Origin of the sequence: Rapidithrix thailandica, from assembly GCF_039710355.1 — a bacterium.
In the GTDB taxonomy this organism is placed as follows: domain Bacteria; phylum Bacteroidota; class Bacteroidia; order Cytophagales; family Flammeovirgaceae; genus Rapidithrix; species Rapidithrix thailandica.
In genome coordinates, this window is record NZ_JBDKWZ010000003.1 from 254,840 (window position 1) to 268,059 (window position 13,220).

Annotated in this window: 13 protein-coding genes; 10 read left to right on the forward strand and 3 right to left on the reverse strand. The window is 42.5% G+C overall.

The window, feature by feature from the left end; genetic code table 11:
* The first annotated feature begins 8 nt into the window (after nt 1-8).
* From AAG747_RS06730 to AAG747_RS06750, 5 genes are all read left to right on the forward strand, one after another.
* On the forward strand, nt 9-851 hold the full coding sequence (locus AAG747_RS06730; protein WP_346820380.1) for a sigma-70 family RNA polymerase sigma factor: 843 nt from the start codon (nt 9-11) through the stop codon (nt 849-851).
* A 54-nt stretch (nt 852-905) separates the two neighbouring features.
* Nucleotides 906-1,307: a RidA family protein gene (locus AAG747_RS06735; RefSeq protein WP_346820381.1), complete on the forward strand. Its 402-nt coding sequence runs from the start codon at nt 906-908 to the stop codon at nt 1,305-1,307.
* A gap of 4 nt (nt 1,308-1,311) precedes the next feature.
* Entirely contained in the window at nt 1,312-2,211 is a 900-nt protein-coding gene (locus AAG747_RS06740) for an EamA family transporter (RefSeq protein WP_346820382.1), read from the forward strand.
* Nucleotides 2,212-2,303: 92 nt separating this feature from the next.
* Complete coding sequence (locus AAG747_RS06745) at nt 2,304-2,765, forward strand: carboxymuconolactone decarboxylase family protein (protein WP_346820383.1); 462 nt, start codon at nt 2,304-2,306, stop codon at nt 2,763-2,765.
* Between the two features lie 203 nt (nt 2,766-2,968).
* Nucleotides 2,969-3,211 carry a hypothetical protein gene (locus AAG747_RS06750; RefSeq protein WP_346820384.1) on the forward strand — a complete coding sequence of 81 codons (243 nt, stop codon included), beginning with the start codon at nt 2,969-2,971 and terminating at the stop codon, nt 3,209-3,211.
* A 1,679-nt stretch (nt 3,212-4,890) separates the two neighbouring features.
* Here the strand turns inward: AAG747_RS06750 and AAG747_RS06755 are convergent.
* Together AAG747_RS06755 and AAG747_RS06760 are read right to left on the reverse strand one after the other, a co-directional pair.
* Nucleotides 4,891-5,772 (reverse strand): NAD(P)-dependent oxidoreductase, encoded by an 882-nt coding sequence (locus AAG747_RS06755; RefSeq protein ID WP_346820385.1) that lies wholly within the window; start codon nt 5,770-5,772, stop codon nt 4,891-4,893.
* A gap of 40 nt (nt 5,773-5,812) precedes the next feature.
* Complete coding sequence (locus tag AAG747_RS06760) at nt 5,813-6,703, reverse strand: NAD(P)-dependent oxidoreductase (protein ID WP_346820386.1); 891 nt, start codon at nt 6,701-6,703, stop codon at nt 5,813-5,815.
* 244 nt (nt 6,704-6,947) lie between these two features.
* On the opposite strand from AAG747_RS06760, the gene AAG747_RS06765 reads away from it, so the two are divergent.
* Nucleotides 6,948-7,850 carry an AraC family transcriptional regulator gene (locus tag AAG747_RS06765; protein WP_346820387.1) on the forward strand — a complete coding sequence of 301 codons (903 nt, stop codon included), beginning with the start codon at nt 6,948-6,950 and terminating at the stop codon, nt 7,848-7,850.
* 72 nt (nt 7,851-7,922) lie between these two features.
* Nucleotides 7,923-8,699 carry an SDR family NAD(P)-dependent oxidoreductase gene (locus AAG747_RS06770; protein ID WP_346820388.1) on the forward strand — a complete coding sequence of 259 codons (777 nt, stop codon included), beginning with the start codon at nt 7,923-7,925 and terminating at the stop codon, nt 8,697-8,699.
* 90 nt (nt 8,700-8,789) lie between these two features.
* Here AAG747_RS06770 and AAG747_RS06775 read toward each other — a convergent pair whose 3' ends face one another.
* Nucleotides 8,790-9,752: a GlxA family transcriptional regulator gene (locus tag AAG747_RS06775; protein ID WP_346820389.1), complete on the reverse strand. Its 963-nt coding sequence runs from the start codon at nt 9,750-9,752 to the stop codon at nt 8,790-8,792.
* Between the two features lie 902 nt (nt 9,753-10,654).
* Here AAG747_RS06775 and AAG747_RS06780 point away from each other — a divergent pair.
* From AAG747_RS06780 to AAG747_RS06790, 3 genes are all read left to right on the forward strand, one after another.
* Entirely contained in the window at nt 10,655-11,794 is a 1,140-nt protein-coding gene (locus AAG747_RS06780) for an epoxide hydrolase family protein (RefSeq protein ID WP_346820390.1), read from the forward strand.
* A 235-nt stretch (nt 11,795-12,029) separates the two neighbouring features.
* On the forward strand, nt 12,030-12,755 hold the full coding sequence (locus tag AAG747_RS06785; protein ID WP_346820391.1) for a hypothetical protein: 726 nt from the start codon (nt 12,030-12,032) through the stop codon (nt 12,753-12,755).
* A gap of 40 nt (nt 12,756-12,795) precedes the next feature.
* The gene (locus tag AAG747_RS06790) at nt 12,796-13,188 is read left to right on the forward strand and encodes a VOC family protein (RefSeq protein ID WP_346820392.1); all 393 of its coding nucleotides are present in this window, start codon (nt 12,796-12,798) and stop codon (nt 13,186-13,188) included.
* Nucleotides 13,189-13,220: the final 32 nt, after the last annotated feature.

Here is a 13,220-nt window from a genome sequence, read left to right on the forward strand (position 1 = left end):
TTACTCAAGTGAAAGATTACCAATCCTTGCTGTTTCCATACGCTTATAATATTCTCGGTTCGGCTGAAGATGCCAAAGATGCTATTCAAGACGTAATACTAAAATACACCATAAAGGGCGTTCAGCCGGAAAATGAGAAGAATTACTTAATCCGGGGCGTGATCAATCAATCGATCAATCTTAAACGGCAAAAGCAAAGAACCCAACCGGAAGAAACCTGGCTGCCGGAACCGGTTGCCACCGAAAAATCCGATGTGGGGCTTGAACTCAGAGAACTGGTTTCGTATTCGCTTTTGTATCTGTTGGAGCGGCTGAATCCCAAAGAGCGGGCTGTCTTTATTCTGAAAGAAGCCTTTGCTTACACGCATGAAGAAATTGCCGATGTGCTCTCCATCACTATAGAACATTCCAGAAAATTATTGAGCCGGGCCAACCAAAAAGTGCATCAAAAAGAAAAGCGAGTACCCCGGCCCAACACACTCAAAGAGCAGTTTCAAAGTATAGAACAATTTACCTCGGCAATCCGCCAAAAAGACCTGGACACTTTACACCAGTTGCTTTCCAAAGAGATCACATTCTATGCCGATGGCGGAGATAAAATCAAAGTGGTGAAAAAATACTGCACCGGCATACAAGAGGTGGCCGATCTCTTGCTCTTGGTTTATCACAAATACCAAAAGAACTATACGGTCAAACCTTTTATTATGAATCACCAACCTGCCTTGTTGTATTACTACCGCGACCAGCTGACCACTTGCCAGGTGTTCGAGCTGGAAGAAGGCACCTCCAGGGTCAAGCGTATCAGTGTGGTACTGGATCCCGAAAAACTGAAAAACCTCAAAAACCTCTGATAGTTTGTCACGCTTTGGTTTTCATAACTGTCTTCCCCTCAAAAATAGACAGTTATGAAAACTCAAATTTTAAACCCCCAATCCCTGTATAACCCTACCCCCTATGGTTATTCTCATATGGCCAGTGTACAAGCCGGAAGCCATCTGGTATTTGTAGCCGGACAAGGAGGGGAAGACCGGGAAGGTAACCTACAGGCGGATTTCAGAGCTCAGGTAAAACAAGCTTTTGCAAATATTCAAAAAGCACTTGCCGAAGTTCATCTGGAAATGAAAGACATCGTAAAACTCAGCACTTTGATTGTGGATTACGATGCTGCCAAACACCAGGTCCTGATTGAAGAATCCCGGCATATCTGGCCTGACAAAGTTTATCCGGCCCAAACCTTGATCCCGGTACCCAAACTTGCCCTGGAAGACATGTTGTTCGAAGTGGAGGCCATTGCCGTAAAAGCTTAAGGGTATGAAAAAAGAATTAAGCTTAGGGATTGTTCTGGTCACGGCCGGAGCTGCAAGTTACGGAGTGCTGGCCACCCTTGTCAGGCTGGCGTATAACCAAGGGTACACTCCTTCCGAAGTCATTTTTGCCCAGTACTTGTTGGGCCTGCTAAGCTTTGGTGTATTGTATTTGTTCAAACAGAAACAACTCCGCCAGCCACAGCCTTTAAAAGTAAAAGCCAAAACCTATGCAAAACTGACCTTGGGAGGAAGTGCTTTCGGGCTTACCGGAATGGCTTATTACTTCTCCGTACAATACCTGCCGGTATCCATTGCCGTAGTGTTGTTGATGCAAAGTATCTGGATGGGAACGGTGATAGAGTGTATGATAAACAGACGATTTCCTTCGATTTTTAAAATTACCGGAAGTCTGATCGTATGCGTAGGAACGGTATTGGCCACCAATGCCCATCAAAATTTGGAGCAATTGCCCGCCACAGGAATCTTTTGGGGGCTGACAACAGCGGTAATGTACACGATTTCCATGACCGTAGCCAACAAAGTGGCTCCCACATTGCCTGCCGAAAAGCGAAGTTTTTATATACTCTTGGGCTCTTTTCTGATGGTAGCTTCTATCGGCCTGCCCTCGCTTTTGCTCAAATTTGATACTTCCATCTTTTGGTCCTGGGGATTGCTATTGGCGCTGTTCGGAACGGTCCTTCCTCCTTTTCTTTTTAATACGGGAATGCCCAAAACAGGCGTGGGCCTGGGGTCCATCCTAATCGCTATCGAAATACCGGTTTCTGTGAGCCTGGCTTATTTCCTTCTGCACGAGCAAGTTAATTTATGGCAATGGGGAGGCATTCTGTTGATCCTCCTGGCCGTGGTTGTGCTCAATTATCGGATTTTGAAAAAATCGAGCTAAAAAATTTCTGAATCCGGTCACGTTCCAAGGGGCCTTTGTGTCTTATCTCCAAAAATCTTTTAATCATACTTTTCAAGTAAAAAACAATCAAAATGAAAGAGCGAATATCCTTCCAGGAATTAAATCAAGAAATGTTTTCAGGAATGTATAAAAGCGAAGCCTACTTACACAAATCAGGCTTTGATTTAAAGCTATTGGAATTGGTAAAATACAGAGTTTCTCAAATCAACGGTTGTGCCTTCTGCCTGGATATGCACCACAAGGAAGCCATTCATATGGGCGAAAGTGAACTACGCTTGCACTCACTGGCGGCCTGGCGCGAATGTCCGTTTTACAGTGAAAAAGAAAAAGCCACTCTCGCTTTTGCCGAAGCATTAACTCAGGCCAACCAACAAGGAGTGGAAGATGATCTGTTTGAACAATTACAGGCATTTTATTCCAAGGAGGAAATTGCCGTATTGACTTTGGGCATCACCCAGATCAATGCCTGGAACCGGATTAACAAGGCCTTTCTGACCACCCCGGGCGAATACAAAGTGGGGCAGTTTAGTTAAAAGTTTGAGGGATTGAAGGAATGAAGGAGAGAAGGACAGAAGGATTGAAGGTATGCATAATAAGGCTTGTAGTGTATCATCAATTCACCCACTCACCACTTCACTATTTCACCCATTCACTATTTTATTAAGTAAAAGTTAAAGTAACCTACACCGTTCGGCTAGAATTCGCAGAAAAAAATCAGGAAAACATTCATACGTTCATGCAGGATTTCAAAAAGCTGAATAGCGTGGCTTTCCGTTACCATGTTTATTTGAAGGAAGACGGAAAAACCTTCGTGCATTTTTCCCGCTATCAACATGAAGATATCCAGCAACAATTGTTGGAAACCCCTTCCTTCAAATCATTTCAACAACAAAGAGATGAAAGCGGCTTGGAAAGGACTCCGGTAATAGAAGTACTACAACCGGTGGCTTCTTCTCACCTGCTTTTCGATGAAGAGTAATATACAAGCCCCGGAAAACAAGTCATCAGAGTGAAGGCTTTTCTCTTCCTGAAGACAACATTATGAAAGTCCTGAAACTGTTTTTACAGCATCAGGACTTTCTTTATTTACGACTTACTCCCCAATCTACAGTTTGATAAAAAGCATCATCCTTTTGAGCAATCTATATTCAAGTACCCCAAAGAAAAGCTGTGGCAAGAGCACAACGCCCATTGTCAGGTTTAACCAATTCGGAGTACTTGTTACCGTAACTACGAGCAATGAAATAAATAATAGTAAGACGATCTCGATAATAATACCCCAAACAAGAGCTGAAACAGGATTTTTTTTAGTCAAAGAGCAAAAAAAACTTTCCGCAAAGTGATAAGTATCGCTGTCAGGCTCCATACATTCATAAAAAAGGTACTAAACAAATAGCGCTCAAAAAGTTGGACCTCTATTTTTCCGGAAGCTTTTAATTCGGTAAACAGCCAAAATACCAATACACTGAGAGTGGTTAAGGCTATATTCCAGTAAATTTCTCTTTTGCTCCTTATCATTTTTTAGATATGCTTGGTTTATGATTAAATGACAAAAAATGAATGTCTTTCATAGAGAGAAAAGTAATTAAACCTTATTACGAACTAATTGATTAAGGGGTGTTTTTCAGTATGACGCATAATTTGTTCATCTACAGAACTCCTCTCCCTCCCCTCAAAGAACCCAAAAACATACAGTCACTTATACTTTACACAAGGCTCATCCGTATTTTTTCACTTTTTCTCCCTTAATTTACTGTTTTCCGTAAAATCTCTAATTTTTATGGCTCCCAAAACCCCTGGCTTTCTTGCTAGTATTCCGTCAAGGCCCATGTTCGGAGGGGTAATGTTGTAATCAATAGCCATCAACTCCAAATAGCCAATCACTAACAACTAGTCCCTGGCAACGAAACGCTCCTCCCCGCCTTTCTGACCCCGCCCTGTTTTTAAGTGGCAAAAAATTCCAAGGTATTTTACTCCCGGAGCGGTATTCCTTGAAAAATACAAAGCTGCCGGGAATTTTAGCCCTTGATTCGCTCCGGTTAATTCGAACGGATGACTGGCTGTTTTTCAGCTATTTTCACTTAACAGCCCTTTTCACTTATTTTCACTTAGCAAGCCTTCAATAAATTTTTTTTTTCGCGCCTCTGCTAAGTGAAAAGCTAACTGAAAATAGCTGAAAAAAAATGAAAATAAGTGAAAATAGCTGAAAGGCCCCTAACAAAAAGGCTTCCCGGCAGTTGCCGTCTTTTTTAGGCTGAACACCGGTATTTTTGTTCTGAAAAGGAGAAGAAGAGCGGTTTATTCATAACGGAACGGATCCCGGGGAAGTACTGCCGGCACTTTTTTACACCTCCGTAAAGTACAATCGAACTCTTGCTCCTAACAAGCTCGTATTGAGCTTTCGCATTGGGCATACCCTTTTGTCCCCTTTCAGAGGATGATAGCGAAAATATGTTTCCACAATAGGCCGGAATTCTGACAAGAATCTTCAAATCCACACTCGCTCAGGCTCTGCAAAGCCTTGAAGCGCGTGGGTGAATACGTTTTCCTGTGGGAAAATTACATCACTCACTCTTTGGCTCCCTTATACTATTTGATTCGTAATAATCGCTATTACTTCAAAAGAATTTTCTATGGTTTTAATGTTGTTTCTCAGACTCATTGAGCTTTACCGTTAGTTTTCATTCCTTCAATTGCACTAGGCATTCCGTTTGCCCCGTAACCTGCGGCAATCGCCCGGTCGTACACAGTTTTCAGTCCGTTTAATACCCCTACATCCATTCCCCGATGGCGACTAGCTTCCAGAATATGTTCGATTCCGGCAGCTTCCATCGTGATGTTATCCAAGTCCCCCGGATAATGTTTTCCATCCACATTTTCGGCAAACTCTTCCAAAAAAGAGCCCGCTACCGCAAATACTTCTTTGGCAAAAGGTAAAAACTGTTTTGCAGCAACCCCGTCCGAACCTACCAGGGCATACGAATGTAATACACCACTTAAACTGGTGAAGAAAATATTCATCATGCCCATGTCGTACAAGGCAGCTATTCCATGTTCCTCACCCAGATAGGTGGGCCTTCCTCCCAAAGCTTTCAACGTTGACAGATATGTGTCATATACGCCTTTCGGTCCGCTGTAAAGGATTAAGCTTTCGGCTGACCCGATCACCGGTACCGGCACAAGCACCGATCCATCCAGATACTGAATATTGTTTTCTTGGGTCCATACAGCCATTTCACGGGCTTTTTCAGGAGTATCATTGGTAAGGCTTACTAATGTTCGGCCTTCCAAAGCTTCGCCAACAGGCTCAATAATTTTACGCAACACTTTATAATTCAACACACAAATGACAATCAAAGGACTGGCTTCTACGGCCTCTTCTAGGGAATTGGCAAGATTTGCTCCCTCAGCAACCAAAGGCCTGGCTTTTTCGGGAGAGCGGTTCCAAACCGTAGTGGTATGTCCTGCATTGAGAAATGCCTTGGCCAAAGCAGTCCCCATGGCCCCTAAGCCAATTACTGTTACTTTTTGCTTTTTCATGGTTTTGTTATTTTAAAAGATTATTTAGCATGAACAGAGATCAGTTCGCTGTCCGCAATACTTTGATAATGGCCGCCAATTCCTCATTTCCCAAATTCATAGCCGAAGCTTTTTGGAAGAGAGCCGAGGCAAAAGTCGGGAAGGCATGATTTATCCCGGCTTTATGAGCCTGATCGCTAATCCGCTCTACGGCATCCACCGAGATTTTTAAAGGGCTTTCGGATATTTCATAATTTTCCGATTGAATCATTCTCCCTTCATGTTTGAGAAAGTCCCCGAAGGTAGGCGTAATGCCAGCCACCAAGTCACTGTAAGTATCCACCCGGAAGCCTTCCGACTCGACAATACGTGCTCCGTGAAAAAAGCCCAGCACCGACCCGTATACATAAGAGAGTGTCGCCAGGTCTATGGCCGAGGCAGAACCAGCCTCTTCCCCGATAAAAGAGATCCCTCCACCGAATACCTTGAGCAAGGCTTCATGTTGTTCAAAAACGTCTTTTGCTCCGGATACCAAGATGGGTGTGTCAGGGCGTCCCATCTGACTAGGCGCTGCCTGAATAGCCCCGTCCAGGTAACGAGCGCCATGTTTCCGGGTCCAGGCCTCGAAGTCTCTCGCCTCCTTCGGGCTCCCACTGGTCAATTGGATAAAAGTTCGGCCCGATACATTATTTTCGATTTCTTCTGTATGAAGGATGTCATCGGTTGCCGCATAATTATGCACACAAATCACCGTCACCGGGCTTGCTTTCACGGCTGCGACCGCAGAAGTTGCCAAGGTCGCCCCTTCCCGAATCAGGGATTCGGCCTTGGCGGATGTTCTGTTCCATACAGTGACTTGATATCCGTTTTTGACTAGCAATAGGGCCAATGTAGATCCCATGGCTCCTAAACCAATCACTGAGACCAATCCTGGAATTTTGTTTTCTGACATATTGAAATAATTTTGTTGTTGATTACTGTGGCAAATTTCAGTGTAACCACTTCTCCAGACAATAAGGGAAAAAAGATTCAGGTAGGGAAAAATTTATCACTACGTACAGGATGAATATATTGGAAGTTTCCGGAATTGAAATGCCGGTGGATTGCCTTTTCTTCTTTTATTTTAAACCCTTTATAAAGTTCTTCTCACTCCGGATGGATTAGCATTCATCGTTTGATTTACATAACTTTAGCATATGAAAAATACCGAAACCATAAAGGACTTCTACCAAAGACATGGACAAGACTATTCCCATGCCGGACAATTCAACATATACAGGAGGGAAGAATTTGCATGCCATGACACTTCATTGCCCCCAAACAGAAGAGATTTTTACAAAATTTCATTGGTAACCAAAGGTGAGGGAATACTTTCTTATGCTGATAAATCCATTCAGCTTAAAAACAGTGCCATCACATTTCTAAACCCTTTGATTCCTTATGCCTGGGGGCCAACCACAGAAGACCAAACCGGGTATTTTTGTTTGTTTACCGAAGATTTTATTAATCAAAACAAAGCGGAAAGCCTTTCACAATCTCCTTTATTTAGAGTAGGGGGCAATCATATTTTGATTCCTGATGATGAGAAGATGCATTTTTTGAGTGGTATATTTGAGAATATGCTTACGGAGATGCAGTCCACATATATTCATAAATACGATCTGTTGCGCAATTATATTCAGATCATTATTCACGAAGCATTAAAAATACAACCTCCCGAAACAAAGATTCAGCACAAAAACGCACACGCTCGAATCAGCTCTTTGTTTTTGGAGTTATTGGACAGGCAATTTCCCATCGATGCTCCCCAACATACTCTTTCATTTAAAACAGCCAATGAGTTTGCTGACCAGCTTTCGATCCATACCAATCATCTAAACAGGGCTTTGAAAGAAACTACCGGCAAAACTACGACCCAATGGATTTCCGAAAGGGTTGTTCAGGAAGCCAAATCACTGTTATTACACAGTAGCTGGAATATTTCGGAAATCGGCTATTGCCTGGGCTTTGAGCACGCTTCCAACTTTAATATCTTCTTTAAAAAACAAGTAGGAAGTACTCCCAAACAATTTCGTCAGCATGAGGTTGTGATGTCATAACATATTGTTTGATTTACATAATTTTGGAATCCCCTCCTCCTTTAGCTTTGTATCAAAGTAAAATTTCAAGTTATGATACAAGAACATCTGAAGAACAAAGTGGTGATCATCACCGGAGGGACCACCGGCATTGGCTATGCCGCTGCTTCCCTGTTTCTACAAAAAGGAGCCAAAGTCGTAATTGCAGGAAGAAGACAAAAACAGGGACAAATTGCAGAAGAACAACTGCGTCAGATTAGTCCCCCGGTTCATTTTATCCCTACGGACGTCTCGAAAAGTAAAGATGTACAGCATCTCATTTCGGAAACGGTAAGCATCTACGGCCGTGTTGACATTGCTTTTAATAATGCCGGCATTGAGGGAGGATTTGCTGCTATTGACGAAACTACGGAAGAAGAATATACTACATTGATGGATATTAACCTGAAGGGCGTTTGGCTAGCTTGCAAATACGAAATCGAACAATTTAAAAAGCAAGGGAGCACCGGCACGATCGTCAACACATCTTCCTGGCTAAGCAAAGGGGCATTTCCCGGCTCCAGTCTTTACTCTGCCAGCAAGGCCGCCTTGGATGGTATGATCAAAGCGTTGGCCATCGAAACCGGGCCTTTCAATATACGGATCAATAATGTCAACCCGGGGTATATACACACCCCTATGTTTGAGCGGATCCTTCCCAATGAAGCGGACAGGCAGCCTTTAAAAACTCATGCTCCCATAGGCCGGTTTGCCAGCCCGGAAGAGGTAGCGGAAGCGGTAGTTTGGCTAAGTAGTCCTGCCTCCTCTTTTGTGACCGGAGAATGCCTTTCGGTGGATGGAGGATTGGCCATCGGCGGGCAACGTCACTAATCCTCCGGGTTTTCAATACCCGGAAAAATATCAAGGTCCAAACTTGACAAAACAAGCTTGAACCTTGATTCACTTTGTAATTCAAACAGATCAGGAAAATTTATTTCTATACTCCAGCGGTGTCATCCCGATGACTTTCTTAAACACATCCCGGAAAGCCTTCGGATCATTATACCCCACTTCAAACATCACTTCGTTGACTGTAAACCGTTGTGATTCCAACAATTTCTTAGCTGCCTCAGCTTTCACTTTCCGGATATATTCTCTCACGGTATTGTGAGTTGCATTTTTAAATCGCCTTTGAAATGTCCTACGGCCCAAATGCGTCATCCGGGCCAATTGATCGATGGTGATTCTATCCTGGTAATGCATTTCAATATAGTGCTGCACTTCCATAATTGCCTCATCCTGATGCAACCGGCATCCTTCAAAGGTCATAAACTCGTACTGATTATCCCTGCCCAACTCCACTTCAAAATACTTGGAGGTGGAAATTGCGATTTCCCGGTCGGTAAATTTTTCTACCAGATATACCAGCAAATTCCAGTAAGAATTGGCTCCTCCGCTAGTATATAAGCCTTTGTAGTCGGTCACAATTTTGTCTTCTACCAATTGAACATCCGGATACCTTTTCTTAAACTCATTCGCGGTTTGCCAATGCGTAGAACATTCCCTTCCTTTTAACAAACCTGTTTCAGCCAGTATAAAAGCCCCTACACACAAACTCGCCACTTCCGCCCCTCGTTGATATTGTTGTAGAATCCACGGAATATACGCCCGGTTCAGGGAAATTCCCTTTTCCATATCACCACTCATCGGAGGAATGATGATTAAGTCGATTTGTTTGACTTCATCCAGTTTCGCATCAGCTTTGATGGTATACAAACCTTGGTCTAATTCCACGGTTTTGGAAAGGCCCACCAAACTCACATTAAACAATTCGTCTTTACCGGTTTGTTTTAAAAAACGATTGACCATTGTAAACATATACCGGGTATTCCCAATCGCTGCAATAAGTGCCTGGTGTGTGATGAGTACAGCAACATTCTTCATACATGATTCGGGTTTTCGATTGGCACATTTAACCTGTATTATTGTCGTTTTCCCCCATTTCAGCCTGCCGATATTTCCAATATCTTTGTAATCAAGGATATCATTCAACTCTAAAGACTACCATGGTTATTAATTTCTCTTTGAAAGCCTAAGCAACATCTTCAATTTCCGGGGGCAATTCCTCAAAGTTGCACGGGCCTACTTGAAGCGTGTAACTCATCAGATCTGGAATATAACTAGAGGAAACTTGCTAAATAATACAATGAAATAAGAAATACAAATGATGCCTCATTTTTTAAAAATCACGAGGAGTTCAATATCATCATCAGAAAAATGAGATATGGGTAGGGTTTTACAAAAAATCAAACTTCGAAAGAAGAAAGGAGAGTAATTTTAAAAAAAATCAATTGCTCATTTTTTACTGACATACTGCTGTCACTAAGTGCTTTTACCTTTGTATTACCAAGTAAGAAGAAAAAGAAACTATTCACAGAAAACCAGTAAAAAATGACTCAGGTACAAACTTTTATGTTCAAGTTCACACAAAAATTAACAACGGATTCGAATGCATACCAGGTCAAGGGATGAGAACTGACAACGCTCAACCAGCGACTCTATCACTAAACTTGACAAAGGATTTTAATAACTTTTTATTCGGCAATCTCATGAAAGAATATATCCATTTATTTATGGGAGGGAAAGTAGGGACCAAACGCCCAAAAAACTATCAAACTCAAAATGAGCAGTTAAAACATTGCCAAAAAACAACAGATGCTTGTTCGGTTGGTTCATGTAATCAGCCTTCGAAACAGACCCGGTAACTATTATCATATCCGCTTGCTCAAACAGGCGGATCACCCAAAAATCATGAAAACTATCTTTATTCAATACAAGCGAAAACCATGATAAAAAAGCCATTCCGAATCGAAGTAACTCAAGAGATTTTAGACGATTTACAAATCCGATTAAAACAAACCCGTTGGACGGACGAGCCCCAAGATGCCGGCTGGAACTTCGGAACCGACCCCAATTACCTAAAAGAACTGGTCCACTATTGGCAAAACGAATACGACTGGTACAAACAGGAAGCTTTATTAAACCAATACCCTCATTATAAAGCGGACATTGACGGAATCTCCATTCACTTTATTCATGTAAAAGGTAAAGGAGACAACCCTCGTCCCCTGTTGCTCACCCATGGCTGGCCTGATAGCTTTTACCGCTTTCATAAAGTGATCCCTATGCTTACGAATCCTGCCGGAAACGGAGGAAAGCCCCTTGAAGCTTTTGATGTGGTGATTCCTTCCATCCCAGGCTTTGGCTTCTCCGACAAAGTTGCTTTGAATGATGACCGAACAGCCCAACTATGGGCGAAGCTTATGAGTGACGTACTAGCATATGATTCTTATCTGGCAGCAGGAGGTGATATGGGTACGGGCATCACCAAGTCGCTGGCTAATCAATACCCGGACAAGGTGCGTGCTATACACCTTACGGACGTAGGTTATCCGAACGGAACGGAAGACTGGTCTACCATGTCCGCTGCTGAACAAGAATTCGGGCAGTTTATCCAACAGTGGTTTTACACGGAAGGAGCTTTCAATATGCTTCAATCCACCAAACCCCAAACGTTGGGTTATGGATTGAACGATTCCCCGGTGGGGCTGGCTTCCTGGATTCTGGAAAAATTCAACTCCTGGAGTGACAACCAAGGCAATATTGAAAACAGTTTTAGTAAAGATGAGTTGCTTACCAATATCATGATTTATTGGGTCACACAAACCATCAATTCATCCATCAGGACGTATGCGATGAATGCAAGGGCTATGTATTCCGGAGGATTAAAGTCCTCTCAATATGTAGAAGTACCTACCGGAGTTGCCATCTTCCCGGGCGAAGCACCTACCCCCAAGGAATGGGCCGAAAGGTTAACCAATGTAAAACAGTTTAGCAAAATGCCCCAAGGCGGCCATTTTGCCACGATGGAAGAACCTGAGTTGTGGGTGAATGAATTAAGAGCTTTCTTCTCTGAGTACTATTAAACTATTGTTTTTTTTCAGAGAGCCGGGAATCAAAAAGGTGAAATTTAAGCATGCTCTAAGAATCAATTCCATTCACAAGCAATTCATCTCTTTCCCAAAACTCTTAGCGTACTATATACTAGTGTCAATTTCATCAGTAAATATTTTACTCATGTACTACGCAAGCACCTGCCCTCCATACCAGGTGCTTAATGTAGTATGTGAAAATACCTAGACTGTAAATCTTCCAACTACCATGAAAACAACTTTCATTTTTTTACTTCTCTGTATATTTAATTTCCATTTGAACTATGCCCAGGAGTCTGTCTTTTCATTTTTTGAATACAAACTTAAGGAGGGGATGCGCGAACAGTTTATCAATGGATACGAAAAAGATCTGGAGTGGCATCAATCTCAAAAGGACGACTGGGCATGGGTCGGTTGGTTTGTAATCAACGGTGAGCGAAGAGGACGTTTTATAGATGCGACTCCCGATCATCAATGGAGTGATTTTGACCGTTGGAAAGTTAATGGCGCTGAAAATGCCCGGCACAATAATATTCATTGGACACCCTATGTAGAAAAACCTTCCGGAAGCTACAAAAGCCTTTTGAAGGAATATAGCCATTATCAACAAGATTGGTATAAAAAACCTTATTTGCAGGTATACCATCTTGAAATAAAACACGGACAAGGAGCCACTTTCCGGACATTTCTGAGAGACTATAAAGCGCAATTACAAACCCAACTGAAAGAAGTTTCATTCATATGGATGAAAACGGTTTCGGGAGGGACTACCCATGCCTATCAACTGTTTGTTAGTCTGAATAAACTGGAGGAGTTACGATGGTGTGAAAACTTGTTCGGATTTTCGGAAACAACAACAAAACTGGCCCAAGAATACAGTCAATCGGTAAAAAGCAATACTTCCGAATTGTGGAAATACAGTGCACGGTTAAGTGCCTACCCGGAAGCAAATTAATGCTGAAATAAAATTCAAACGGATTAACAAGAAAATTACTATGAAACAAAGAATAGCCCGTATCGCCTTAGTTGTTCATGATTATGATGAAGCCATTGAATTCTATACAAAGAAACTGGATTTCAAGCTTCTGGAAGATACCCGGATGAGCGACACCAAACGCTGGGTATTGGTAGCCCCTCCCGGAGGGGAAGAATGTTGTTTATTACTGGCCAAAGCCGCAAACGTCCGGCAGCAAACCAGTGTAGGTAACCAAACCGGAGGCCGGGTATTTCTCTTTTTGTATACCGATGATATCCAAAGAGACTATCAAAAAATGCAGGAAAGAGGGGTAAACTTTGTTCAACCTCCCAGAAAGGAAGAATACGGCACTGTAGCGGTTTTTGAAGATCTGTATGGCAATTTATGGGATCTGTTAGAGGCCAACAATTAGCCTGATAAAAGATGGAACCAACTACCAAACGG

Bases quoted from the DNA above. Each gene is read 5' to 3' on its own strand.
- AAG747_RS06735 (WP_346820381.1), top strand. From the start codon at position 906: ATGAAAACTCAAATTTTAAACCCCCAATCCCTGTATAACCCTACCCCC.
- AAG747_RS06740 (WP_346820382.1), top strand. From the start codon at position 1,312: ATGAAAAAAGAATTAAGCTTAGGGATTGTTCTGGTCACGGCCGGAGCT.
- AAG747_RS06745 (WP_346820383.1), top strand. From the start codon at position 2,304: ATGAAAGAGCGAATATCCTTCCAGGAATTAAATCAAGAAATGTTTTCA.
- AAG747_RS06750 (WP_346820384.1), top strand. From the start codon at position 2,969: ATGCAGGATTTCAAAAAGCTGAATAGCGTGGCTTTCCGTTACCATGTT.
- AAG747_RS06755 (WP_346820385.1), bottom strand. From the start codon at position 5,772: ATGAAAAAGCAAAAAGTAACAGTAATTGGCTTAGGGGCCATGGGGACT.
- AAG747_RS06760 (WP_346820386.1), bottom strand. From the start codon at position 6,703: ATGTCAGAAAACAAAATTCCAGGATTGGTCTCAGTGATTGGTTTAGGA.
- AAG747_RS06765 (WP_346820387.1), top strand. From the start codon at position 6,948: ATGAAAAATACCGAAACCATAAAGGACTTCTACCAAAGACATGGACAA.
- AAG747_RS06770 (WP_346820388.1), top strand. From the start codon at position 7,923: ATGATACAAGAACATCTGAAGAACAAAGTGGTGATCATCACCGGAGGG.
- AAG747_RS06775 (WP_346820389.1), bottom strand. From the start codon at position 9,752: ATGAAGAATGTTGCTGTACTCATCACACACCAGGCACTTATTGCAGCG.
- AAG747_RS06780 (WP_346820390.1), top strand. From the start codon at position 10,655: ATGATAAAAAAGCCATTCCGAATCGAAGTAACTCAAGAGATTTTAGAC.
- AAG747_RS06785 (WP_346820391.1), top strand. From the start codon at position 12,030: ATGAAAACAACTTTCATTTTTTTACTTCTCTGTATATTTAATTTCCAT.
- AAG747_RS06790 (WP_346820392.1), top strand. From the start codon at position 12,796: ATGAAACAAAGAATAGCCCGTATCGCCTTAGTTGTTCATGATTATGAT.